Source organism: Shewanella sp. Shew256, assembly GCF_002196695.1.
GTDB classification, from domain to species: Bacteria; Pseudomonadota; Gammaproteobacteria; order Enterobacterales; family Shewanellaceae; genus Shewanella; species Shewanella mangrovisoli.
The window spans coordinates 274,779-298,666 of record NZ_NAJR01000004.1; the positions used below are offsets into that span (position 1 = coordinate 274,779).

23 protein-coding genes are annotated in these 23,888 nt (G+C 46.1%); 12 read left to right on the top strand and 11 right to left on the bottom strand.

Annotated features, from left to right (window positions below):
• Positions 1 to 119: 119 nt before the first annotated feature.
• Complete coding sequence (gene tsaB / locus B5P39_RS09310; RefSeq protein ID WP_088211305.1) at positions 120 to 830, bottom strand: tRNA (adenosine(37)-N6)-threonylcarbamoyltransferase complex dimerization subunit type 1 TsaB; 711 nt, start codon at positions 828 to 830, stop codon at positions 120 to 122.
• Between the two features lie 375 nt (positions 831 to 1,205).
• Between tsaB and hemB the strand changes: the two genes are divergently transcribed.
• Positions 1,206 to 2,204, top strand: coding sequence for a porphobilinogen synthase (gene hemB / locus B5P39_RS09315; protein ID WP_088211306.1), 999 nt, complete (start codon positions 1,206 to 1,208; stop codon positions 2,202 to 2,204).
• A 95-nt stretch (positions 2,205 to 2,299) separates the two neighbouring features.
• Here the strand turns inward: hemB and B5P39_RS09320 are convergent, their stop codons facing one another.
• A complete protein-coding gene (locus tag B5P39_RS09320; RefSeq protein WP_088211307.1) occupies positions 2,300 to 3,205 on the bottom strand; it encodes a bifunctional methionine sulfoxide reductase B/A protein in 906 nt (301 codons plus the stop codon).
• A gap of 377 nt (positions 3,206 to 3,582) precedes the next feature.
• Between B5P39_RS09320 and B5P39_RS09325 the strand changes: the two genes are divergently transcribed.
• Positions 3,583 to 4,422, top strand: a complete 840-nt coding sequence (locus B5P39_RS09325) for an isopenicillin N synthase family dioxygenase (protein WP_088211308.1) — start codon at positions 3,583 to 3,585, stop codon at positions 4,420 to 4,422.
• Positions 4,423 to 4,560: 138 nt separating this feature from the next.
• Positions 4,561 to 5,502, top strand: coding sequence for a ribosome biogenesis GTPase YlqF (ylqF, locus tag B5P39_RS09330; protein WP_088211309.1), 942 nt, complete (start codon positions 4,561 to 4,563; stop codon positions 5,500 to 5,502).
• A 293-nt stretch (positions 5,503 to 5,795) separates the two neighbouring features.
• Here the strand turns inward: ylqF and B5P39_RS09335 are convergent, their stop codons facing one another.
• Complete coding sequence (locus B5P39_RS09335; protein WP_088211310.1) at positions 5,796 to 6,236, bottom strand: hypothetical protein; 441 nt, start codon at positions 6,234 to 6,236, stop codon at positions 5,796 to 5,798.
• A gap of 807 nt (positions 6,237 to 7,043) precedes the next feature.
• Between B5P39_RS09335 and B5P39_RS09340 the strand changes: the two genes are divergently transcribed.
• From B5P39_RS09340 to B5P39_RS09350, 3 genes are all read left to right on the top strand, one after another.
• A complete protein-coding gene (locus B5P39_RS09340) occupies positions 7,044 to 7,457 on the top strand; it encodes a Crp/Fnr family transcriptional regulator (protein ID WP_249554904.1) in 414 nt (137 codons plus the stop codon).
• Positions 7,458 to 7,571: 114 nt separating this feature from the next.
• Positions 7,572 to 8,024 carry a GNAT family N-acetyltransferase gene (locus B5P39_RS09345; protein WP_088211311.1) on the top strand — a complete coding sequence of 151 codons (453 nt, stop codon included), beginning with the start codon at positions 7,572 to 7,574 and terminating at the stop codon, positions 8,022 to 8,024.
• Between the two features lie 29 nt (positions 8,025 to 8,053).
• On the top strand, positions 8,054 to 8,920 hold the full coding sequence (locus B5P39_RS09350) for a DMT family transporter (RefSeq protein ID WP_254915757.1): 867 nt from the start codon (positions 8,054 to 8,056) through the stop codon (positions 8,918 to 8,920).
• 464 nt (positions 8,921 to 9,384) lie between these two features.
• Here the strand turns inward: B5P39_RS09350 and rhlP are convergent, their stop codons facing one another.
• Positions 9,385 to 10,233, bottom strand: a complete 849-nt coding sequence (rhlP, locus tag B5P39_RS09360) for a rhombotarget lipoprotein (RefSeq protein ID WP_088211314.1) — start codon at positions 10,231 to 10,233, stop codon at positions 9,385 to 9,387.
• Between the two features lie 210 nt (positions 10,234 to 10,443).
• Positions 10,444 to 10,935, bottom strand: a complete 492-nt coding sequence (gene def / locus B5P39_RS09365; protein WP_088211315.1) for a peptide deformylase — start codon at positions 10,933 to 10,935, stop codon at positions 10,444 to 10,446.
• A 220-nt stretch (positions 10,936 to 11,155) separates the two neighbouring features.
• Between def and B5P39_RS09370 the strand changes: the two genes are divergently transcribed.
• Entirely contained in the window at positions 11,156 to 11,596 is a 441-nt protein-coding gene (locus B5P39_RS09370) for an MGMT family protein (RefSeq protein WP_176399910.1), read from the top strand.
• A 129-nt stretch (positions 11,597 to 11,725) separates the two neighbouring features.
• Positions 11,726 to 12,538, top strand: coding sequence for a DUF3108 domain-containing protein (locus B5P39_RS09375; protein ID WP_088211316.1), 813 nt, complete (start codon positions 11,726 to 11,728; stop codon positions 12,536 to 12,538).
• A 111-nt stretch (positions 12,539 to 12,649) separates the two neighbouring features.
• On the opposite strand, the gene B5P39_RS09380 is transcribed toward B5P39_RS09375, so the two are convergent.
• Positions 12,650 to 13,429: a class II glutamine amidotransferase gene (locus tag B5P39_RS09380; RefSeq protein ID WP_088211317.1), complete on the bottom strand. Its 780-nt coding sequence runs from the start codon at positions 13,427 to 13,429 to the stop codon at positions 12,650 to 12,652.
• A 243-nt stretch (positions 13,430 to 13,672) separates the two neighbouring features.
• Here B5P39_RS09380 and fadE point away from each other — a divergent pair, with 243 nt between their 5' ends.
• The gene (gene fadE, locus B5P39_RS09385) at positions 13,673 to 16,120 is read left to right on the top strand and encodes an acyl-CoA dehydrogenase FadE (RefSeq protein ID WP_088211318.1); all 2,448 of its coding nucleotides are present in this window, start codon (positions 13,673 to 13,675) and stop codon (positions 16,118 to 16,120) included.
• Between the two features lie 139 nt (positions 16,121 to 16,259).
• Here fadE and B5P39_RS09390 read toward each other — a convergent pair whose 3' ends face one another.
• Positions 16,260 to 18,278 (bottom strand): cation:proton antiporter, encoded by a 2,019-nt coding sequence (locus B5P39_RS09390; RefSeq protein WP_088211319.1) that lies wholly within the window; start codon positions 18,276 to 18,278, stop codon positions 16,260 to 16,262.
• Between the two features lie 275 nt (positions 18,279 to 18,553).
• Between B5P39_RS09390 and B5P39_RS09395 the strand changes: the two genes are divergently transcribed.
• Positions 18,554 to 18,772, top strand: coding sequence for a hypothetical protein (locus tag B5P39_RS09395; protein ID WP_088211320.1), 219 nt, complete (start codon positions 18,554 to 18,556; stop codon positions 18,770 to 18,772).
• Positions 18,773 to 19,118: 346 nt separating this feature from the next.
• On the opposite strand, the gene B5P39_RS09400 is transcribed toward B5P39_RS09395, so the two are convergent.
• The 3 genes from B5P39_RS09400 to B5P39_RS09410 all read right to left on the bottom strand — a co-directional run bounded on the left by B5P39_RS09400 (position 19,119) and on the right by B5P39_RS09410 (position 21,693).
• Positions 19,119 to 19,583, bottom strand: coding sequence for a low molecular weight protein-tyrosine-phosphatase (locus tag B5P39_RS09400; RefSeq protein WP_254915758.1), 465 nt, complete (start codon positions 19,581 to 19,583; stop codon positions 19,119 to 19,121).
• Between the two features lie 71 nt (positions 19,584 to 19,654).
• Complete coding sequence (locus B5P39_RS09405; protein WP_088211322.1) at positions 19,655 to 20,677, bottom strand: hypothetical protein; 1,023 nt, start codon at positions 20,675 to 20,677, stop codon at positions 19,655 to 19,657.
• A 101-nt stretch (positions 20,678 to 20,778) separates the two neighbouring features.
• Positions 20,779 to 21,693, bottom strand: coding sequence for a DNA ligase (locus tag B5P39_RS09410; protein WP_088211323.1), 915 nt, complete (start codon positions 21,691 to 21,693; stop codon positions 20,779 to 20,781).
• A gap of 251 nt (positions 21,694 to 21,944) precedes the next feature.
• On the opposite strand from B5P39_RS09410, the gene B5P39_RS09415 reads away from it, so the two are divergent.
• The gene (locus B5P39_RS09415) at positions 21,945 to 22,316 is read left to right on the top strand and encodes a diacylglycerol kinase (protein ID WP_086904199.1); all 372 of its coding nucleotides are present in this window, start codon (positions 21,945 to 21,947) and stop codon (positions 22,314 to 22,316) included.
• Positions 22,317 to 22,468: 152 nt separating this feature from the next.
• Here the strand turns inward: B5P39_RS09415 and hdfR are convergent, their stop codons facing one another.
• On the bottom strand, positions 22,469 to 23,326 hold the full coding sequence (hdfR, locus tag B5P39_RS09420) for an HTH-type transcriptional regulator HdfR (protein WP_088211324.1): 858 nt from the start codon (positions 23,324 to 23,326) through the stop codon (positions 22,469 to 22,471).
• 108 nt (positions 23,327 to 23,434) lie between these two features.
• Between hdfR and B5P39_RS09425 the strand changes: the two genes are divergently transcribed.
• On the top strand, positions 23,435 to 23,887 hold the full coding sequence (locus tag B5P39_RS09425; protein WP_011717333.1) for a DUF413 domain-containing protein: 453 nt from the start codon (positions 23,435 to 23,437) through the stop codon (positions 23,885 to 23,887).
• The last annotated feature ends 1 nt before the right edge of the window (position 23,888 follow it).

The window sequence follows — 23,888 nt, forward strand, 5'->3', positions numbered from 1 at the left end:
TTGCCCTGGTTAACCTTGCTAGGCGGTTGTGACGAATGCCTAACGAAGAATTGATGTCTGCATCGAGAACCCATGCAGACACTTTAGATTCTAACGTATCACGGGGAAGAATGAACAGTTTATTCACGTCCCGGTAACTTTTTCCATGTCACAGTATCGCGTAGGTACACAGGTTCGAGTTCATCGACACTGGTGGTTAATCCCGCTTTGATACCCGCTTCGGCCAGCGCTAACATGGCACGGGCATCGGGATACTTCACCGCCGCTAAGGTGGTAATCCCGCTGCCTAACGCTAATAACTCGGGATAGGCATCAAACCCAGTGCCACAGCCCTGTATGGGTTTATTGAGATCGAATGCCAGCTCAACCTGCTCTGGCGCGCTCACCACCTCTTTACCGACTAAGGTGGCAATGCCATCAACGGCAACAAATTGACCCCAGTACACTTCTCCCATGCGCGCATCGATACAACAGAGCACTTGCTCGGCAGCGTGCTCAGCAATCGCCATTTGTGCCATGGCCGCTAAGGTTGAAATGCCGATCACGGGTAGGTCTAACCCTAGGGCCAAACCTTGGGTCATGCTGGTGCAAATACGGATCCCCGTAAAACTACCTGGCCCACGGCCATAGGCAATCGCATCCAATTTATCTAAGCCGACTTTGGCTTGTTTTAATACGGCTTCCACCATAGGCAATAAACGCTGACTATGTTCCCGAGGCGCATCGGCTAGCTCAGCAAAAACCTGTCCTTGATAATACAGGGCAGCCGAACAAGCTTCGGTACAAGTGTCGAGGGCGAGAATACAAACAGAGTCTTGGGGTGTTGTCATATAAAAACCGCGCTGTGGGTATAGTTGAGCAGACGAATAGCGACTTATCGAAGTCCTGCACTATACCAAGTGTAAATTGGCGCAAATGATAACATCAAATAATCGAAAGCAAAGGCTTAAAAACAGCGACTAATGACCCGATTGGCTTAGCGCTGGATTTGTGATCGCCATCACTAACTCAACAACCTCTTCGGCCTTTGGCCAAATACTGGGAAACTTTTACCCTATTTTAGGTCAGAGCAAACAGTGCTGACGCTTTTATCTCACTTAATCAAGTTCACCAAAGCAACAAGCACAACCTAAGCATCGTTTTTACTCTCTCCCTTTGACGCGAAGCTTCGCGTGATGCTTTCACACTGTTAATAAGGAAATTCAATGAGCAGTACCAGAGAAAATCCCCTTAAACCCCTTCGCCGTTTAAGACGCCTACGCCGCACCGAAGCGATGCGTGACCTAGTGCGTGAAACCCAGATTTCCCTAAGCGACTTGGTTCACCCACTCTTTATTGAAGAGCACATCAGCCAAGCCGTGCCCATTTCAACCTTACCGGGGATCAGCCGTCTGCCCGAGAGTGCGCTTGCCGATGAGATCCAAATGCTTTACGCATTAGGGATCCGCTATGTGATGCCCTTTGGAATTTCCCACACCAAAGATGCACAGGGCAGCGACACGTGGGATGACAATGGCTTACTCGCGCGGATGATCCGCACCATCAAAACCGCTGCGCCAGAGATGATGGTGATCCCCGATATTTGTTTCTGTGAATATACCGACCACGGACACTGCGGCGTATTGCACCATGACGAAGTCTGTAACGACCAAACCGTGGCTAACTTAGTCAAACAATCCATTACCGCCGCCAAAGCAGGAGCCGATATGCTGGCGCCATCGGCCATGATGGACGGCCAGATTAAAGCCATTCGCCAAGGGCTGGATGAGGCAGGCTTTGAGCACATTGCCATTTTGGCCCATGCTGCCAAGTTCGCCTCATCCTTCTATGGGCCTTTTAGGGCCGCGGTGGATTGTGAACTTAGCGGAAACCGTAAAGGCTATCAGCTCGATTACGCCAATGGTCGCCAAGCCTTGCTCGAAGCACTGCTCGATGAAGAGGAAGGCGCGGATATTTTGATGGTAAAACCCGGCACGCCTTATTTGGATGTGTTAAGTCGACTAAGACAGGAAACCCACCTCCCCTTAGCGGCTTATCAAGTCGGCGGCGAATATGCCGGCATTAAATTTGCCGCACTGGCGGGCGCCCTCGATGAGCGCGCCGTCGTCACCGAAACCTTTATCGGGTTAAAGCGGGCCGGCGCCGATTTAATTGTCAGTTATTACGCAAAACAATATGCCGAATGGTTAGCGCAATCCCGCTAATGCACTGAGTCTTCAGCCTATCAGGCAAGCAATTAACGAAAACGCCACCCTAATCGGTGGCGTTTTTTATCCGTCATTTTGCTCGCACATTAAGCCTATGCTTGTAGCTCGGCAAAAAGGGCTCTGATCTTCTCAACCTTTGGCCTTACCACAATTTGGCAATAGGGCTGCTCGCCATGCAGGGCGAAATAATCATTGTGGTAATCCTCAGCGGGATAAAATGACTCAAAGGCCACCACTTGGGTCACTATCGGCGCATCAAATACCTTTGCCTCGGTTAATTTGGCAATCATGGCGTTAGTCTCTTCAATCTGCGCCGCATCATGGGCAAAGACGACCGAGCGATACTGCGGCCCTTTATCGTTGCCTTGGCGGTTGAGCGTGGTGGGGTCATGACTCTCAAATAACACCTGCAGCAGTGTTGTAAAGCTGATTTGCGCGGGGTTAAATTCGATGTTCACCACTTCAGCATGCCCGGTTAATCCCGAACACACCGACTTATAATCGGCCTCGCTCGCCTCGCCACCCGAGTAACCTGAACTGACATTCAGCACGCCCTTAAGGCTCTTAAAAATCGCTTCAACACACCAAAAACAGCCCGCACCAAAGGTGGCAAAGGCTGTTTTATGCGTCGATGTTGTCACTTCATCGGCCGCTTGAAACAGCATGGAGACAGAGTTAACGCAGTGACGAATATTTTTCGGCGTTAAATATTCCCCTTCAAACACATGGCCTAAATGGCCGCCACACTGGCTACAGACGATTTCGGTACGGCGACCATCGGCGTCGACATGACGACTCACTGCACCCGGAATTTCATCATCGAAGGCTGGCCAACCACAGTGGGCATTAAACTTATCTTCTGAACGATACAAAGGCGCATGGCATTTTTTACACAAATACACGCCTTTAGCGTCATGTTTATAGTACTCACCGCTAAAGGGACGTTCAGTGCCCTTTTCTTCTATGACATAGCGTTCAAAATCAGTCAGTTTGTTCATAAAAGTCTCCTTTAGCTTCTAAGGTGTTCGCCTGCATAAGACCGTTTATTCCTCAGATTTATTACGCCTCGGCCTGAATTGGCTTTTTGGCATAGTAGCCGCTTTAGTCGATAAAATCCTGTTGATTGAGCCATTGCTTAAATAACTGGAGGAAAATTCAGCAGTAATCTCAGCCCGTCGTCTTGAGTGTTTGCACCAAACAGAGTGCAAAGCTACACTTGCTGCGGGTCAATTCTCTACCCAAATTCTTTCTATTTGGGCCGCTTTGCACTAGGGCTTAGCGCACCAAACCGATAATGAGATAAGTGGCAACGACTCCTTACCGTTATCCTTAGAAAGTGTTTGGTTAACAACCATATATAACAAGTAGAAACAATATGAAATTAGAAACCATTGATTATCGCGCAGCCGATAGCGCCAAACGCTTCGTCGAATCCCTACGTGAAACGGGCTTTGGTGTGCTCTCTAACCACCCTATCGATAAAGAGCTGGTCGAAAGCATTTACGCTGAGTGGCAAGCCTTTTTCAATTCTGACGCTAAGAACGAGTTTATGTTCAATCGTGAAACCCACGATGGCTTCTTCCCCGCGTCGATTTCAGAAACTGCAAAAGGCCACACGGTTAAAGACATCAAAGAGTATTACCACGTGTACCCTTGGGGCCGTATTCCAGATCCTTTGCGTGCCAATATTCTGGCCTACTATGAAAAAGCCAATGCACTAGCCTCTGAACTGTTAGAGTGGATTGAAACCTACTCACCAGACGAGGTAAAAGCTAAGTTCTCGATCCCGCTGCCAGCAATGATTGCCGACAGCCACAAAACCCTGCTGCGCATCCTGCATTACCCACCGATGACGGGCGATGAAGAAATGGGCGCTATCCGTGCTGCGGCCCACGAAGATATTAACCTGATCACTGTGCTACCTGCTGCAAACGAGCCAGGACTGCAAGTCAAAGCCAAAGACGGTTCTTGGTTAGATGTACCAAGTGATTTTGGTAATATTATCATCAACATTGGTGATATGTTACAGGAAGCCTCGGGCGGTTATTTCCCATCGACCTCACACCGCGTGATTAACCCAGAAGGCACGGATAAGACTAAGTCGCGTATTTCACTGCCGTTATTCTTACACCCTAATCCTTCGGTAGTGCTGTCTGAGCGTTACACCGCCGATAGTTACTTAATGGAAAGATTGCGCGAGCTGGGCGTACTTTAAGGGTCAGCCCCTAGCAATAGATGCTCAAATTCGCATCAAGATTAAGCAATTAAAGCGCCTTCGGGCGCTTTTTTTATGACATTCGTCGCCTTCAAGGTAGAATAAGCGTCTTTAGGTCATTTAGAACAAGGCACTATCATGGCAATTCAATGGTATCCGGGGCACATGCACAAGGCACGCAAAGAGATCGAAGAGGCGATGCCTCAGGTCGATCTGGTGATTGAGGTGCTGGACGCCCGTATTCCCTACAGTAGTGAAAACCCCATGGTGTCAAAGCTTCGCGGCGACAAACCTTGTATCAAGCTACTGAATAAATCCGACTTAGCCGATCCTGACATCACCGCCCAATGGATTGAATACCTTGAGCGTGAACAAGGGGTAAAAGCGACTGCGATTACCACGCTACAACCGGGTATGTTGAAAATGCTGCCGGATCTTTGCCGTAAGTTAGTGCCGAGTCGCGATAAGACCGAAAAAGATATTCGCACTATGATCATGGGGATCCCTAACGTAGGCAAATCCACTATTATCAATACCTTAGCTGGTCGTGTTATCGCCAAAACCGGTAACGAACCCGCTGTCACTAAAAGCCAGCAGCGTATTAACCTACGTAACGGCATTGTGCTCTCGGACACGCCAGGAATTTTATGGCCTAAAGTCGATAATGAAGCCAGTAGCTATCGTCTCGCCGTCACGGGAGCCATTAAAGATACCGCCATGGAATACGAAGATGTGGCACTGTTTGCCGCTGGTTATTTCTTAAAGGCGTACCCGAAGGAAATTTGCGAGCGTTATAACATCAGCGAGTTACCTCAGGATGATATGGCGTTACTCGAAGAAATCGGCCGTAAACGCGGCGCACTCCGCCCTGGTGGTCGAATTGACTTGCATAAGGCCTCGGAAATCGTGTTACACGATTACCGCTCAGGTCGAATTGGCCTGTTGTCCCTCGAAACCCCAGCGATGGCTGAAATCGAGAAAGCCGAAGTGGAACGCATTCTGGCTGAAAAGGCTGCCGAGAAAGCCGCTAAGTTAGAAGCAGAAAAACTAAAACGCTCAGGGAAACGACATAACGTTTAAGCGCTGTATTTAGTACTGTGCACAAGCCTAACCGAGCAACAGGCGTTAAAGCGACTAATTTAAGTGATTAATTAAATTGATTATTTAGATTGAAAAATCGCTTAACAGAATGCATCAATCGCCCTCAGTTTGACCCATCAGTCAGCGCCACCTTAGCGCTGGCTTTTTATTTGCCCCAAGTATTCATGGTAAGCGAAGCAATTCTCAATCTACAGCAAAATTTACTGCGAAGCTGGCAGTCATCTATGAGCAATAATGCATGCCTTAGCCCATTTATGCTTAGGTGCTTTCTATCAGTACAAACCAGAAGCACTATTGGGCTCGAACACTGGGGCTTGGCCTGCGGCTATCATGTTATAGCTCAACATAAAGGGCACTCCACCCTCCGAGGCCATTATATTATCCATCCAGCCAATCGGATTATTGAACAAGGAGTTATCGTGATTTAATACCCCAATGGCGCCGTTGGCTTCATCAAAGTCCCAAACGACTGAGCCCCAGTGCCAATTGAGCCCTTTTACATATTGCCAGCCAAGCAAGGCCCCGAGTGCGTAAATCACATCATCATCCATCACTCGTTGATTTGCCCGATAGTCACGCGTCAGTTCAGTAATCGCTGCCACTATCTCCGGCGGCGATGTGTACTCCGACAAACTGAGCAATACAAGCCCTTTTTGAGCTAACTGTTCGAGTTCTTTCTGAATGTCCTCAGATATCGCATTAATTTCGGCCATAATACCTCCCTTAGAATGAGCCAAATCTCCAAAGCAAGATACGGATAAAACCTATTGGCGCCAATACCACATTGGGATGAAAACACTAAAGCAGAACACCCATTGTAGTTAAATCCATCAGCATGAAATGGGACATTTCCAATTTACGATGACGGGCTGATTTCTACCCAATCGATAAGTTTTAGTATCCCAAACGCAACCAAGTACCGCTGATCACAGTGCCTGAGATGCAAGAAAATGAACATAAACGTTCATCCTTGATCTGTAGTGCCAGATTCACTTTATGCATGATTTTTCGTAGGATATGCAACCCATGGCTAATCCCTGAAGCTCTCCCTCCCCTTTCTAAGTTGACGCCATTATTCAATGGTAAATTTTGCCACTGAGATCTCAATACATTCCTCATGGTTGGCAGCGGAGAATCGATGAAAAAATCCCCAATTTCGAACAAAGATAGTATGTATAAATATTTATTTTTCACATTGACATGCAATCAGTATTGCATGCGTAATCAGGATGGAAATAAGTTTGAAAGAGTGGGGTATATTTTGCTGGTATGGTGAGAATGGAAGTAGCAGTATCCATTGTTTATAAGTTAACATCGTCAAGCATGATGTTGTCCGTCTTAATTTTTTCTGGCAAATTGGTTATTACGCTTCAACATCCCGTTCGATTAGCTACAGAGACAACTTAGATACCACGCACTATGTTTGACGCTTTCCAGCAATACAACAGTATGACTTTACTCAGCAAGAGATAGAGCAATTAACGCACTCAGCAAAACTAATTGAGTTACCGACACGGCATATGTTGCTCCATCAGGGTGAAGTTGCAAAAGAGATTTTCTTTCTATTAGAGGGAATATGTCGCGCCGCTTATCTGACTGATAAGGGGAAAGAGTTTAGCAAACAGTTTTATTGGGAAAATGACTGGATCATTGGTTTTGAAAGCTTAGTCAACCAACAACCTTCACCATACCAGCTAGAATCTCTTACCCAGAGCTCTATTCTGTCTCTGCCTATCGAAACATTGATAACTTGGCGTGAGCAAAAGCACAGTATTTATCTTAAGCTGCTTGAAACGCAACTAATGTATAAGGAAAACAAAGAACGCTTTATGTTGCTCTATACTCCTGAAGAGCGCTATGAATGTTCTGCCAACATTATCCCAACTTGCGAAAACGTCTCAACGATTATCAAATTGCCGCTTATCTTGGCATGACCTCAATCAGTCTAAGTCATATCAAAAAGCGTAATCAAAGTTAACTATTGTTAATGCCTTAATAATCCTGCCTTGCTACATTGCAGACTTCATCAATAGCAAAGCAGGAAAAGAATGATTACTTGGCAACTCAAATCGTTTTCTCAACTAACTACAATACAACTATATCAACTACTTAAACTCAGAGTTGAGGTGTTTGTTGTTGAGCAAAACTGCCCTTATCCAGAATTGGATAACAAAGATCACCAGCAAGATGTTTACCACTTATTAAGCTATCAAGGTGACAAACTAATAGCCTGCGCACGCCTATTGCCAAAGGGGATTAGTTACCCATCTGCCAGTATCGGTCGTGTGACTATTTCAAAAAATCATCGCGGAGGTGGCTTTGGTCATCAACTGTTACAAGAGGCTTTAAGTGCATGTGAGCTGTTGTGGCCTGACGAGTCAATCGAGATTGGCGCACAAAAGTACCTGTCTGAATTCTATCAGCATCATGGATTTATACCGACTTCTGCTATCTATTTGGAAGATGACATCCCACATATCGATATGAAGTTGGAAAAGTAACCATACCTTTCTCTGTAACCAATGTTGCGATACTACTTCTCATAATAGGTAACTTTGCTACTTCACTGTCTGATGTTGCTGTAAAGTTACTTAATGGCGAAATCTCAACCTTTCAGTACATTTTCATACGCCAATTATTTTCCGCTTTGGTTATTTGTCCTTTATGGTTGAAGCAGTCTAAGCAGCAGCGAAAGTTGTATAGCCCTAAACTCCATCTATTTAGAGCACATTTGATTGTTATAGGCAGCGGTTGCATGGTTGTAGCGATAACTCACTTAACTCTAGCGACAGCTAACGCGGTTTTTTACGCAGCGCCGCTGGTTATGCTACCGCTATCCATCTTACTTCTCAGCGAAAAACCGACGATTCAACGCAGTGCATCAACTCTCTTAGGATTTATTGGCGTTATTGTAGTGTTGAGACCATCAGAATTTCAATGGGCAGCAATTTTCGCACTCGCTACCACGCTAACCCTAGCACTATTCAATATCACTGCAAGAAAATTACCAGAGCAGCAAACGGTTGTAAGCACACTCTTTTGGACATCGTTACTTTCACTACCTGTATCAGCTAGCCTAGCTTTTTTCTACTGGACACCTATTTCGACCATACACCTGTTGTTGATTTTAGCCAGTGCAGCTTTGGTTCTTACTTACAATGGGTTGGTTGTAACTGCTTATCAACGTGCACCAGCTAGCTCTATTGCTGTTGCAGAGAACTCAGGGCTAGTATTTGTCACTTTATTTGGTGTGATATGGTTCGATGAAGTGCCAGACATCTTGACCGTATTAGGGATATTCATGATTATACTGCCTTTATTGCCTTGGAAATCATTGCTTAAATTGAGGCTATGCTCAAATCAATCGTCTGAGAGACAGAAAAGTATTATCGAGTAATGTCAAATTGACCACTTTTAGTTAGTTTAAAACAGACTTGTCACCTCTCTGAAAAATCTGTTGGTTTCGATAATCTATTTGGGATAAGGAATGTTAGCTGAAGATTAGAATCTGTTTTTCTCTGCTAAATTAGAAATATCCAGTTCTAGGTTAGAACTTTCAACTGAAATGCATAACAATACAAGCTATGATTTCTGATTAGTAGTCCCGTTTTTGAAAGTAAATGGGAGTTTTCTGTCACGGCCTTTCTGCTAGTAACCATGAACAAAAGTACGGTGATTTCAGTGGCACTGATTTGCCACTGAGTAATTACGTTAACACCGAATGGTGCAAAAAGCTTTACCCGGATGAACAGTTCAATAGTCGTTAAGATTGCCATCAATAAAGCAGTGCTCTTAACGGTATAAATATCATCCTAACTAACCTTCCCTATCAACTAAATAGGCTCAAACCAATCAACTCAACTATTCTCTGCAGATAGTTAAACGGCGAAGCGCAAATATGCCCAGTAGCGAAAGGATTAATAGGGATAAACTGCCACCACCGCTATAACCTTGTTTATGTTCAATGGTTGCAATATGTTCTTCTTTCACGCGGGTTTTAAAGCGGGCTAATTCGGCGTCTAAGTTAGTGATCATATCGTTTACCGCTAGATCAAAGCCTTCGGCGGATTTTTCACGTAACACGTTGGTGACGCTCACCGCGGTTGATGTGTCGCTAAGTTGGTTAATGCCGGGCGCTCTGAACAGCATCTTTTGGCTGCGCATATCAAATACCGCAGTATCGACAAAGGTTTGGATCGCGTTTTCATTACCGGGCACCATATACATGCCGACTATGGTCCAATACAGCAGTGAAGCCTTATTCTCGCTGCTTTGTAACAGTTGATCGTAAGACACCAGCGCCATCACATCGACATCGTGTAAGCGGGCGACCTGCTGCAGGGTACTAAAACCTTTGCCATTTTTAAGGTAAGTGCTGGGGATTAATTCGATACGGTCAATAAAGTCATATTTAACAAAGGATTGTTTCACTTTATCCAGCAAGGCGATTTGCGAGCTGCTATCGAGGGCTTCGGATTGCCAATGGGTGGAAGGTAAAAAGGCAATGCCGACCGTGATGGGAAGACGCAGTACCGGAATACTAGGCTGCTGCGCCTCACGCTGTTTATCGTCGGGATAGAGATATTCAACCAGACTACTGGAGACCACGTTTTTTTCGGTGGTGTTACCGTTAAAAAACGCACTGCAACCACCAAGCAAGATGCTAATCGATGCCAGCGCGCCCATAAGCGCTATGAATTTTGTCTTCATCTGTTTCCCTACCGTATCCTTACTGCGCACAGGCCATGCAACCCGTGCATATTGCCGCTACCTTAGCGAGTCACTGCTGTAAAAACAAGCCGTTAACTTCACATATCGCGCTTTTGTTTGGCTTTTTAAATGCTTAGAAACAACAAAGCCGCATCGGAATGCGGCTTTGATTTAGATGATTACGACAATCAGTGGCGCAAATTCATCTGCTTAGGCGTATTTACGCACTTTTTTCAACGCGATTTGCTGCTTTAATGTTGATAAATGTTCGATAAACACTTTACCGTGTAAATGGTCGATTTCGTGTTGCAAAACAATGGCTAAAAAGTCATCGGTTTCGATTTCAATCGCTTTGCCCTGTCTGTCTAAGGCGGTGACTTTGACCTTTTCGAAACGGCTCACTTTTGCGCGATAGCCAGGGATAGAAAGACAGCCTTCTTCACCCACATATTCGCCAGACTTTTCAACAATCTCTGGATTAATCAGCACTAAGGGTTGATCGCGATTTTCGGATAAATCGATCACAATCACCGCATCTGTACTGCCCACTTGGGTCGAGGCCAGACCGATACCATCGTCGGTGTGGTACATGGTTTCGATTAAATCATCGATAAATCCCTGAATCGCTTCAATGTCTTTTACGGGTTCTGCTTTGCGCTTTAGACGCTCATCGGGAATTGTCAGAATATCGAGTACAGCCATGCCTGTTTCATCTCTTAGTGAGTCAAAAAATTTGCCGCTATTATGAACTATTCCTGTGTTTTCTCAATATTCAAAACTAAATAGTTTAATAAAAATCATTACAATCGATTTTTTAGATTTAAATTGTAGCAGCTTGTAGCAGCATTAACAGTCCGCGGTTTCACTTGGGCGCTATTTAACGTTACACTGGCTCACCTCTTTCATGGTTTTATTTGGCATCATCATGCGGTTTGCAAAAGATAAATCTCCACTTTATCGCTACTTAGAGCAAGATAAGGCCATCACGCCAGACGAAACGCACAGCACACAAGAGACACAAAGCAAGCTCTCGCCGATGGCGAAGATTTGGCATATTGTCGCGATGATCCCGCCTGGCAAAGTCAGCAGTTACGGTAAGGTGGCCGATTTTGCCGGTTTACCCGGTCGCGCCCGCTATGTGTCGAAGGCGCTCAAATCGGCCCCCGAACATTTGTCACTTCCTTGGCATAGAGTACTCAACAGCCAAGGGAAAATATCCTTCGAAAAGCATTCAATCCCCTTTCAGGAACAGATGGAATTATTGCGTATTGAAGGCGTTACAGTGAACTGTGGCAACGTAGACTTGTCTGAGTTTGAGTGGCAACCGGATATGGCAACCTTAGTGATGTCAATCCCCTTCTAGTTTAAAATATTGATCTATAAACTGTTTACACCCGATATGGCCTCAGCTATAAACAATTAAGCTTGGCAGTTTAGCCAATGGGATAAGCGGTGTTAGCCGCAATCTGTTTGCGATATAAAGGAGCATTACTTGCGCACAATTCCAACGTTATTCGTGAGTCTCGCGCTCACCCACAGCGTATTTGCGATGGCGGCGCCAACGCCTTTAACGCCTCAAACTGCTGAATATCAAGTTAATTATGGTGATATTGAGTTGGGTAAGGCCAAGTATCAACTGCCCGCCATCGAGGATGGCGTTTATAAATATCGCTTCGACAGCGACCTTAGCCTGTTATTACTGACCGATGTGCGCCATGTGCTGAGTGAATTTGGCCAAGAGGGTAATCAATTATTACCAATGCGCTATTTGCATGAGCGCAAAGGTGTTGGCTCGAATTTTGTCGAGCAAACCGCCTTTGCCAAGGCACAGGGGATGATCCACACCCGTTATAAGGACGAAAAAGGTAAATTCCCCTTTGAAGGTGATATTTTCGACCCTTTAATGGTGCAGCTGCAGTTTCGACTCGATATCAGCACTGGTAAAGAAGTGCTTGATTATAAGATGATTAAATCCAACGAGCTCGATGAATATAAGTTCCATGTGATTGGTAAGGAGCGAATGACAATTGAGAGCGGCAGTTACGATACGGTCAAAATTGAGGTAGTGCGGGACAATCATAAACGCCAAACCTTCTTTTGGATGGCGCCGGATCTAGCCTACCTGCCCGTTCGTTTAACGCACTTTGAAAAAGGCAGCAAACAGCTGGATATCAAACTACTGAATTATCATTTCGACGATGTGCCAGTTGCAGTCGCGCCCGCTGCCGTTGAAGCCGCTGCCGTTGAAACCGAAATTCCGACAGAGCAGAAAGTACCTAAGCTTTTAGGTACGGGTGCTAATTAAGCCTGATACACATTTATCGCCGATTTCAGATGGATTGAGTACTGCTTCTAAGATGCAGTAACTGCGCAGCACAAAAGGCCATCAAAAAGAGCGAAAGTGACAACGCCCCGATTACAAATCGATAAGCAGCTCACCTAAGCGGAACAACTTCCAATTGCCGGGCTGCATCACCTGCCAGTCTTCGTTTTCGGTCAGCGGCCGAGTCGCAATCACAGTCACGACATCGTGTGGTGTGGTTTCTTTATCAAAATCAATCACCACATCGGTATCAATTAATTTTGCCTTGCCAAACGGCGCTCTGCGGGTGATGTAACAAAGATTATTACTGCAATAGCTCATCAAATATTCGCCATCGCTGAGGATCATATTAAACACCCCAAGGGCGCGGATTTGTTCGGCAAGCGTAGCCACAAACCGAAACACCGCTTGCATGTCCTCTGGGCGGCGGTCGCCAAACTTGGCCGCGACTTGCTCTAATATCCAGCAAAAAGCTAGCTCGCTGTCGGTATCGCCAACGCTCTGATAGCGGGAAACCTGAAACTTCGCCTGATAGTCGCTCAACTGGCCATTGTGGGCATAGGTCCAATAACGGCCCCACAACTCACGGGTAAATGGGTGGGTATTTTCAAGGGAAACACAGCCGCGATTAGCTTGGCGAATATGGCTTATCACCACCTCGCTTTTAATCGGATAAGATTTGATCAACTTTGCAATGTGCGACTCACTACTCGGGCAGGCATCTTTAAAAGTACGGCTGCCACGGCCCTCATAGAAAGTGATCCCCCAACCGTCGACATGGGGCCCAGTGACGCCACCACGCTGTGCTAACCCTGTAAAACTAAACACAATATCGGTCGGCACATTGGCGCTCATCGCCAGTAACTCACACATATTTCTCGCCTTTCTCAATCCAAATATCCACGGTTTTGCATTGTAACTAGTTGATGACATTTGTGGAATGATCAAAGGTGACAAAAAATTTAAACAATTGTTTGAAAAATACTTGTATTAAAACTGCCTTAGGTTTAACTTTTATGCGACACAGGTCAGACCACAAACTATAATTGTGATCGCAATCAACAAAACTCGTTATAACCTGTGATTGGCACTCGGTCATACTTAAGGAGAAATACAGTGACTACCCTACTTTGGATCATCGCCATGATCTTAGTGCTAGGAGCCCTAGCTTACCTTCGGGTATCTTTGCTCACTGCCACTATTGCAGCCGCTGTTGTGATGACAGCCGGATGGACACTCGATGTTGTCGGCCCTATCTCTTGGATTATCTTCCTGGTGATCGCGCTGCCCCTCAATATCAGTGCATTTAGACAAAATGTTATCAGTCGCCCACTGATGAAGATCTACCGTGGCATCATGCCCGAAATGTCTTCTACCGAAAAAGAAGCGATTGAAGCTGGTACCACTTGGTGGGAAGCCGATCTGTTTGCGGGTAACCCAAACTGGAAAAAACTCCACAACTATCCTGTCGCTCGTTTAAGTGCCGATGAGCAAGCCTTCTTAGACGGTCCCGTTGAAGAAGTGTGCCGCATGGTGAATCAACACCAAGTATCACACCAACTGGCTGATTTGCCTGCTGAAGTATGGCAATACCTGAAAGATCACGGCTTCTTCGCCATGATCATCAAGAAAAAATACGGCGGTTTAGAGTACTCAGCCTACGCCCAATCACGCGTATTGCAAAAACTTGCCGGTTTAAGCAGCGAGCTGGCATCCACTGTAGGTGTACCTAACTCCTTAGGCCCTGGCGAACTGTTACAACACTATGGTACGCCTGAGCAGCAAAACCATTACCTGCCACGTTTAGCCAAAGGCTTAGAAGTCCCTTGTTTCGCGTTAACTAGCCCAGAGGCTGGTAGCGACGCAGGTTCTATCCCAGACTTTGGTATTGTGTGTAAAGGTCAATGGGAAGGCGAAGAAGTCTTAGGTATGCGCTTAACCTGGAACAAGCGTTATATCACCCTTGCCCCAGTTGCCACTGTATTAGGTCTGGCGTTTAAACTGCGCGATCCTGATCACCTGTTAGGCGATAAAGAAGAGCTGGGCATTACCTGCGCGCTGATCCCAACTGACGTTGAAGGCGTTGAGACTGGTCGTCGTCACTTTCCGCTGAACTGTATGTTCCAAAACGGTCCCACTCGCGGTAAAGACGTATTCGTACCATTAAGCTTTATCATTGGTGGTCCGAAAATGGCTGGCCAAGGTTGGCGCATGCTGGTTGAGTGTTTATCTGTTGGCCGTGGTATCACACTGCCATCAAACTCTGCCGGTGGCGTGAAAACCGCCGCTCTCGCAACGGGTGCTTATGCACGTATTCGTCGTCAATTCAAACTGCCGATTGGTAAGTTAGAAGGAATTGAAGAGCCAATGGCACGCATCGGTGGTAACGCCTACCTGATGGATGCAGTGACCTCATTAACCACCACAGGTATCGACTTAGGTGAAAAACCTTCGGTTATCTCGGCTATCGTGAAATATCACCTGACCGATCGTATGCAGAAATGCGTTATCGACGCCATGGATATCCACGGTGGTAAAGGTGTGTGTTTAGGCCCTAACAACTACTTAGGCCGTGGCTATCAAGCGGCTCCAATTGCGATTACCGTTGAAGGCGCAAACATCCTGACACGTTCGATGATCATCTATGGTCAAGGTGCTATCCGTTGTCATCCTTATGTATTGGCCGAAATGGAGTCAGCGTTTGATACTGAGTCTGGCCAAGGCTTAGCCAACTTCGATGCGGCCATCTTCGGTCACATTGGTTTTGCGACCAGTAACTTTGTCCGTAGTTTCTGGTTAGGTCTGACATCAAGCCGTTTCTCTAACGCGCCATACTCAGATAAAACCAAGCGTTATTATCAACATATGAACCGTTTCAGTGCCAACTTAGCCCTGCTATCTGACTTAGCAATGGCAACCTTAGGCGGTAACTTAAAACGTAAAGAGCGTATTTCTGCCCGCTTAGGCGATCTGTTAAGCCAGTTATACCTCGCTTCTGCAACTTTAAAACGTTACCAAGATGAAGGCCGTCAAACTGACGATCTACCACTGGTGCAATGGGCGGTTGAAGATGCGCTGTACAAGTTGCAGGCTTCATTAGACGATTTACTGGATAACTTCCCTATGGGTCTAGGCGGCGTGTTACGCGCCATCATGTTCCCATTCGGCCGTCCACTGAAACGCCCAAGCGATGTGTTAGATCATAAAGTGGCTAAGATCATGCAGACCCCATGTGAAAGCCGTGATCGTTTAGGTAAAGGTCAGTTCTGGACTAACTCTGAGCACAATGCTGTGGGTATCCAAGAGCAAACACTGAAGGATATTTTGGCCGCCGAACCTTTATTCGACAAAGTCTGCAAAGCCAGTGGCAAACGTTTACCTTTCATGTGGTTAGATAAAGTTGCCGCCGAAGGTAAAGCCTTAGGCGTATTGAGCGACAGCGAAGTACAACTGTTGGAACGTGCCGAAATCGGCCGTATGAAGTCTATCAATGTGGATGACTTTGACCCAGCAGAGCTGCGCCCTGAAGTCGTCGCAACGACGTCACAGGAACGCGCCGCTTAATAGCGAAGCTGTACCATAAGCCCATCTAAATAAACAAAAAGGCACTACAATGTAGTGCCTTTTTTATTTTCGCCTCACTTAACAGGCTTATCTCTTCGCAAATACCAAGCTCATCCTGAGTTAACCTTGGCCTTGTCCATTATCCCTTCGCCAACGTTTCATCCGAGGTATTGATGTTATCTTGTACGTCAGCCTCAGGTTGTGATGGCTCTTCGGCCTTAGTTTTCGCTTGTTGCTCAAGCCGTTGGCGCTCAGCTTCAGCTTCAGCTTCTTCCTCGGCCTTGGCTTTCGCTAGGGCCGCTTCTTCCGCCGCTTTGGCCTGAGCAGCTATCGCCTCTTGCTCGGCAATCGCCTGTTGGATTTTCGCTTCTTCAAGTGCTTCAACGGGCAATAGGCTGATTAACTCGATGCCATTAGGGAATTGGGTGTCATTACCTGACACAATCACCACTTTGCCTTCTTTGGTCAAATACACTAACGGCAATGCCGTTTCGCCATAACGTTTACGGAAATGCTCGAAGGTGAAGTTTTCAGTTAAGTTAGTGACTTTAAGCTGTGCCCCTTTCGCCATTTGACTGGCAATTTTGGCGTAAGATACCGCATCACCAAACAAACATAATCGCTGTTTGTAGGTCTCTGATAATTGATGGCGCGCGCTGCCTTGCTCGGCATTATTAAGGCCAAAGACCTTTTTAGAACCTAACACATCTTGAAAATAAAAGGTCACCAGCGGGTTTAACTGCTTATAAGGCGACATGATCAGTACTCGACCAATCCCAGTTAAATCCATATAGGTTTCAGCATGTTCCGAGGCGGGATTGCCAAAATAGACCGGAATATTATCCATCCGCGCGAGGCGAATGTTATCCCAGTTGCTGTCGGCCAGCAGCACTTTGACGTCTTTGCTTTTTAAGATTTTTGCCAGTTCGCGGGAAAACTTGGAGGCTCCGAAAATTAATAATCCTTGCGCCGAACCCGACGTCACTCCAAGGTATTTCGCCCAGCGGCCCGCGGTTAAACTTTGGATAACGACAGTGCCGATAATGATTAAAAACACTAAGGGCACAATGGCATCGGCGCCCTGCACATTAGTTGCCTCTAACTTAATGGCGAATAAGGAAGATACCGCCGCCGCCACAATCCCCCGCGGCGCAATCCAACATAGAAACCATTTATCGGCCTTTGATAGTGACGTCCCAATGCCTGACACCCAAATACTGAGCGGCCGCGCAACCAGCATAGTCACGGCGAGTACGCCTACCCCGCCCCAACCTAAATCCATCATGGCATTCGAGTCGAGTCTGGCGGCTAACAGGATAAATAAGGCCGAGATCAAAAGAACTGTCAGTGTCTCTTTAAATTCGAGGATTTCAGCAATATCCACACCGCGCATATTCGCCAGCCAAATCCCCATCACAGTCACAGTGAGTAATCCGGACTCTTCCTGCAGTAGGTTAGAGCCCACGAAAATCCCCAGCATAAGGGTTAATACTGCGGTATTTCGTAAATAATGCGGCAATAAATTACGGCGGATCACTTGGCCAATTAAGTAACCTGACGCTGCGCCTAAACCTAAGCCAAGCGTGAGCATGGAGCCTAGTGCATAGAGCACATGGCTCGTGGGATCGCCAGACACCGTAATGTATTCAAAGACTAATACAGCAAGTAGCGCACCAATTGGATCAATCACAATCCCTTCCCAGCGTAAAATACTCGCCAGTTGCGACTTAGGCCGTACGCTGCGAAGCATAGGGACTATCACGGTCGGGCCAGTGACCACCACGAGGGCGCCAAATAACAGTGCGACCTCCCAGCTAAAATTCAGTAGGTAAAAGGTCGCGACACTGATACAGCCCCAGGTGATCACCATGCCGATGCTCACTAAGTGCGTCACCATACGGCCATGATCTTTTATCTCTTTAAAATTGAGGGTCAATGCCCCCTCAAACAGGATCACAGCAACACCGAGTGAAATGATAGGAAACAGTAAATCCCCAAAGATTTCATCGGGATTGAGTACCCCAAATGCGGGGCCTAACATCAAACCACAGAGTAATAAGGGTAAAATTGCAGGTAACCTAAGCTTCCAACCAACCCATTGACAAAATAACGACAGCACCCCGATGAGTGCTAACATCCCAGTGATTTTTTCAACCATATAACTTCCTTTAGTTGGTATGGTGTGGTCAGTATTAACTCAACCTACACGCTTTTTTCATACAGAAAAATGAACTATTGGTGATAACAATAGCAGCAAAAAAAGCAGTCCTGTAAGACTGATTGACAGCGAATATTCAGCTTTCAGTAGAAATAAAGGGGTAACAAGAAACAATACCTTAGGCATTAGGTAAGGTATTAAGCAGAAATACAGAGGCAAATACTCTGAAAAGATAGATAGAAAAAAGCCCCATCTTTCGATGAGGCTTATTCTATTTGGCGGAGCGGACGGGACTCGAACCCGCGACCCCCGGCGTGACAGGCCGTGCAGATATGGATTTTAGTGCGTTACCTATTTTGTCTAAATTGTTGTCAATTGATTCAATTGGCATTATTTGCATGACCATCGGACTGAACATTAACGACAATGTGGTGGTCACGGTCACGAAAACCGGTCTTTTCACCGATCAACATTTGATCAATTTTTATAACTAAAAATAGTGTTCACTTCAATATTTAAAGTAAATATGTACTCACTCGAAATTACACTCTGTAGCCAAAATGTTTTAAAGCAGCAAAAAAGGATGAGTTTTCCATATCCTGCAGTGAGGAGTGTATTCATGACTTTGTCTCTGAAATCGATAGAAACATTGAAATAAAGCTGTAGGAACAGAACACCTCTATATTACCCATCACCCGCACTAACACCCTGCTGATAAATTGCTCAACTGGAAGCAACAAGCAGTCAACTAAAATTTGATACTTTTAACCCCCAATACTGTTTGTTTAGTGCAGAGATTGTGTCTCGTTTTGGGGCAATAACGCTTTATTCCAATCGCACTTAATCGTGATTCTTCCCATTTGTTTTTCTGGTCAACTGTTCTAATAAAGCGTCCATACTCTGTTCGAGTAGATCGAGGACTAATTCGAATCCTTGCGTGCCGCCGTAATAGGGATCGGGCACTTCATCTGTGTCGCAATCACCATAGGACAACATCAACTTTAATTTGTATTGATATTCGGGTGGACAACGGCGGCGCAAATCCGCGAGATTGCTATTATCTGCCGCTAAAATAAGATCGAAATGCTCAAAATCGGCATCAATCACTTGTCTCGCTCGCATGCCGTCGAAATTCAAACCGCGTTTTTTGCCTGCCGCCATTGAGCGACTGTCGGGGTTGTCCCCTTGGTGATAACCAATAGTGCCCGCCGAATCGACTTCGATATTAAGACGGCGCTCGTGAATTTTAGCGCGGCAAACGGCCTCGGCGGTGGGCGAGCGACAAATATTACCCATGCAGACCATTAAGATACGTCGTACATGCTGATCTTTTACTAACGCTTTATTTTCTAACAACTTAATATCCTTTCGTGTAGCTACTTAGGTGTTGATGCCATCTGACCAAAGGCGGGAGAAATACATTTTTTGACTTCAAAATGGTAACCATACTGCTCATGGACAGACTCAGTAATTTCCAATATTTCATAGTCATTTAGCTCAATCACCACTGAATCGGCCAATTTATCACAACGACTGCGACCGTCGGCTTCAAATTTATAGGCAAATAAGGCAATTAAATCGCGGATCCCTTTGTAATAGCTATGGCCAAAGGCCTTAAGTGTTTCGGTGGTGTCGGTTTGATTAGGCTGCTGCGTGAGTTCAGTTCCCGCTTGTTCAATACTATCCTCGGCTTTGAGAATGGTTTCGCCTTCATTAACCACACGTTTATCTAGCGAATCATGTTTCAACGCTTGGGTTTTCTTGGCTAAATCCCCAACCCAGTTTTCACCATCGGTAATCGCAACCAAGTTTAATAACAACACCACAGACAGAATCATACGCACTAGCGCGGTTGTCACCACAAATCGTTTTTTACTGCCTTGCTGCTTGGCTTCGAGTCCTAAAATCCGCAATCCGATATGGAAAAACAAATAACAGGGGATCACCAATTGCAACAGAAGTAAGGCAAGGATGGAGATACACACAAACCAAATCGGCAAATACAGCAGAATGGCAAAGTTATGGGTGTAGGACAAATGTGAGGCCGATACACCGGTAATTTCGTTCACCACACTGCCGCTCGCAGCTAAGGCAAAGTTAGCAATCACCGCATAAAACAGCAGGAAAATGGCTTTGCCCGCCAGCGTATGCCAAGCCATGGCAAATTTGGGCCAAAACTCAATAATCAAGGCGATAGCGGTGATGATGGCGGCAATCCAAATTTCGGGTTGGAATACCATTAACGCCAGTAACGCGAACAGGTAACAACGCTGGGCGACATTTAAGCTCTGCCAAAATTGCTTAAGCGTCACGAATGGATGTTTAAGCCATTGAGGCACAGTCAAGGCTTGCCGCACACGCTGCTTCCAAAGGGTTAATCCATGCAGACTGTCGACCAAAACTCACTCCTTGATATGATTGCCCATTAATAATCAATACGATACTCGGCAAAACGATTGCTAAGCGTTCGATCTTTATCAAAATTCTACAATTTCGCAACCTATTCTTTATTCTCTGGCGGCATGTCACTTCTTATCCGCAAGAAGCTCGCAAAGCGCGGTAAGCCATTGACGGTTAATCCAAGATATTTGTAGGTGATAAGCGTACCAATCGCGGGTGGATTCTGACGCTCAGCCAAGCTAAAACCCGTGCCAATACTAAAGACACGGCCATCAGCTGTTTGCACTCTCAATGCGCCCAGTTGCCCGGCAAACTGTCCTTTACCCGCTATGTGTCCAATCACTCTGGCCTCGGCATCTAAATAGGGCTTTAACTTCATTACGTTAGGATTACGACCCGGTGTATATAGCGCCGTGCGTCGATGCAAGATTAAGCCTTCACCACCTTGAGCCACTAAGGTGTCTAATTTCTGATACAGCGCCTCAATACTTTCTACGCTCACTTGCTTAATCACTTGCAGGTAAACTGATTTACCTGCAATCAAGGTTTGCATCTGCTGATACCGCACTGCAAAACTCCCTTGTGCCTTGGGTAAATCAAACACCATAAAACGTACACTCTGCCACTCGCTCTCATTCGCAGACGCTTGGCGGATAAGCCCTGATATGGCCTCAAACTGCCCTCGCCCGAGCCATAATTCACCGTCCATCGGGGTGGGCGGAAAATCCGCAGTAAACCAACTTGGCGCTAAGATGGGATTGCCCTGACGAGTCACTAAACGTTTTCCATCCCAATAACCGCGCACACCATCGAGTTTTTCGCTGACGAGAAAATCCTTGATGTGGGCACTCTTCTCCTTTGAGAACTCTGTCGCTAATTGAATATTCGGTGCTTGAGGATTGGCGTCACTCACAGCCATGAATGAGCCGCAAATTCCGCAGTAAAGACCGAAGAAAACAGTGAAACGCAACACAAATGCAAATGTTAAAAAAGGTAAGCGAGTTGTAAGAGTCATTCCTTTGCCTCTTCATTAAAGCGGTATTGAGCTTCAAGCTTAGTCTTAAGATTTATTCGCCGCGAATACGACCACAGTCCGGTAACACCCTAGCAGGACTGCGAATTTGTCGGTTTAGCTATTTATACGCTTAAGTTATCGGGCTATACTGCGGCCTCTTTTTTAAGCTCGTTCAAATGTTAACACGCAGTCATCTGTGGTTTGAACGGGTAAATGCTTCGCAAACAATCGCCCAAGTCGATGGAATTATTATGAAACCAGCAAACAACCACGGTATTAAACGCATCTTTAGAGCGACGGGATTTTCGATGAAGGGCTTAAAAGCTGCTTGGATCCACGAAGCCGCTTTTAGACAGGAATTGATGCTGGCCGTAGTCATGCTGCCCATCGCACTGTTGGTCGATATCAGCACCATGGAAAGGTTGATGCTGATCTTAACCTTGTTTATCGTGTTGATTGTTGAGTTATTGAACTCGGCAATTGAAGCCGTGGTTGACCGTGTTGGCAGTGAAATCCATCACCTTAGTGGTCAAGCAAAGGATATCGCCTCTGCCGCGGTATTTATGAGTCTAGCGCTCTGCGGTATCACGTGGTTGGTAGTGCTGCTACCACTGTTTATTTAATACGCTCTCGATTTAATGCCTTGATTTAGCAGTCTTTAACTAACGCATTTACCTAATAAAGCGAAGTGTTACTTCTTAACTGATTGTTCTGCTCTACAAAAACGCCTTTGAGATATCTCCCAAAGGCGTTTTTTATATGCAGTTGTTACAGATTAGCGTATTTCAGCTGACTTATCGGCTAAAAAGCCAATTGCCTGTTTGATTTGCTCTAAGCGATCATTCTCGGCCCAATAGGCAACATACACACTGCGCGAAATGGCGCTCGCTCCCGCGACTAAATGCAGCTCTTTACGGTTCAGCAGTGGCTGAACCAAATGCTCGGGTAAAAACGCGCAGCCACCGTTATTCAAGATAAAATCCAAGGCGATACGGGCCGAGCTGGTGTGTAAGGTCGGCACGGGTAAAGCAGCATACTCTTGGGCATGCAGGATATTAAAGGCCGTGCCCCAATCCACTTTGACATATTGGCCTGCCTGCACCGCATTCACCGCCACATCCATGGTTTTGGACACCAATAGAAGATTAATTTGGCCTAATTGCACCAGTTCGAATTGGTCCAGTTTGGGTGGGTCGAAGGAAATCGCTAAATCGAGGGTGCGGTCCATCAATTGCCGTGTCATCACTGTTAATGGCAGCACTTCGGTCCGCAGGGCAACGCCGGGCAATCCCACATGCAAATGCTGTAAATGCCCTTGCAAATAGGCATCCCAAATATTGGGGCCTGCGCCAATGGCGAGTTGAGTCGATTGTAACTGACTGAGGGAAACATCCTGCTTGGCGCGCTCCCAAGCGGTTAACACCGCTTCAGCATGCCCAAGCATACGTTCACCCGCCGGCGTGGGCTGAATATTGTTGCGTTGGCGCTCAAATAAGGCCACGCCTAGAATACTTTCGAGCTGTTTTACCCGAAAGCTTACCGCGCTGCGGGTAAGGTAAAGATTTTCCGCGGCCTTGCCAAAATGACGGGTACGGGAGACTTCCAAAAAGGTCTTAAGTAAATCGGTATCCATAAAAATTCTTGACCAACATTGGCAAATTTTTTTGATTTATAAATCAATAATACTAGCCAATACTCCAGTTGCAAATCTTTGTATATCAAAAACTAGAAGGTAACAGCCATGTCTGAACAGTCTTTTTCAAACGCTAACAAGGGTTCTGAGACGGTGAACGGCTCAGCTGCCAGCTTTGTATCCCATAAACGTTTTTATGACGATGCCAATTTCCCGAAAGGTTTTAAGCGCAGTGGCGACTTCACCAGTAAAGAAGCCGAACTGCTTGAAATACATGGCCATGCCATGAAAAATCTCGACGAAGGCAAGACACTCCCCGTCACCGCCGATGAAGCGCAATTTGTCGAAGTCATCAAAGGAAACATCGCTCCCAGTAGCTTGTTAGAGCAGATCTGGTTAAAGTACCGCAAACTCGCCCTAGGTAAACCCTTTTATGCCGTGGTTGGCACAGTACATTTGCCCCCCACTAAGCCTGAGGCCGAGCCCGAAGCGGCATTCGATGTGGATGTCGAAATTGACGATGATGTTCAGGATGAAGCTGAACCCGAGGATAAAGAATGAA

Excerpts from the sequence above, each read along its gene's own strand:
- B5P39_RS09410 (WP_088211323.1), bottom strand. The coding sequence starts at position 21,693 with ATGACTCTTACAACTCGCTTACCTTTTTTAACATTTGCATTTGTGTTG.
- hdfR (WP_088211324.1), bottom strand. The coding sequence starts at position 23,326 with ATGGATACCGATTTACTTAAGACCTTTTTGGAAGTCTCCCGTACCCGT.
- B5P39_RS09325 (WP_088211308.1), top strand. The coding sequence starts at position 3,583 with ATGAAATTAGAAACCATTGATTATCGCGCAGCCGATAGCGCCAAACGC.
- B5P39_RS09425 (WP_011717333.1), top strand. The coding sequence starts at position 23,435 with ATGTCTGAACAGTCTTTTTCAAACGCTAACAAGGGTTCTGAGACGGTG.
- B5P39_RS09335 (WP_088211310.1), bottom strand. The coding sequence starts at position 6,236 with ATGGCCGAAATTAATGCGATATCTGAGGACATTCAGAAAGAACTCGAA.
- B5P39_RS09320 (WP_088211307.1), bottom strand. The coding sequence starts at position 3,205 with ATGAACAAACTGACTGATTTTGAACGCTATGTCATAGAAGAAAAGGGC.
- B5P39_RS09390 (WP_088211319.1), bottom strand. The coding sequence starts at position 18,278 with ATGGTTGAAAAAATCACTGGGATGTTAGCACTCATCGGGGTGCTGTCG.
- def (WP_088211315.1), bottom strand. The coding sequence starts at position 10,935 with ATGGCTGTACTCGATATTCTGACAATTCCCGATGAGCGTCTAAAGCGC.
- B5P39_RS09400 (WP_254915758.1), bottom strand. The coding sequence starts at position 19,583 with ATGGTCTGCATGGGTAATATTTGTCGCTCGCCCACCGCCGAGGCCGTT.
- B5P39_RS09380 (WP_088211317.1), bottom strand. The coding sequence starts at position 13,429 with ATGTGTGAGTTACTGGCGATGAGCGCCAATGTGCCGACCGATATTGTG.
- tsaB (WP_088211305.1), bottom strand. The coding sequence starts at position 830 with ATGACAACACCCCAAGACTCTGTTTGTATTCTCGCCCTCGACACTTGT.
- B5P39_RS09345 (WP_088211311.1), top strand. The coding sequence starts at position 7,572 with ATGATTACTTGGCAACTCAAATCGTTTTCTCAACTAACTACAATACAA.
- B5P39_RS09415 (WP_086904199.1), top strand. The coding sequence starts at position 21,945 with ATGAAACCAGCAAACAACCACGGTATTAAACGCATCTTTAGAGCGACG.
- B5P39_RS09340 (WP_249554904.1), top strand. The coding sequence starts at position 7,044 with ATGTTGCTCCATCAGGGTGAAGTTGCAAAAGAGATTTTCTTTCTATTA.
- rhlP (WP_088211314.1), bottom strand. The coding sequence starts at position 10,233 with ATGAAGACAAAATTCATAGCGCTTATGGGCGCGCTGGCATCGATTAGC.
- ylqF (WP_088211309.1), top strand. The coding sequence starts at position 4,561 with ATGGCAATTCAATGGTATCCGGGGCACATGCACAAGGCACGCAAAGAG.
- hemB (WP_088211306.1), top strand. The coding sequence starts at position 1,206 with ATGAGCAGTACCAGAGAAAATCCCCTTAAACCCCTTCGCCGTTTAAGA.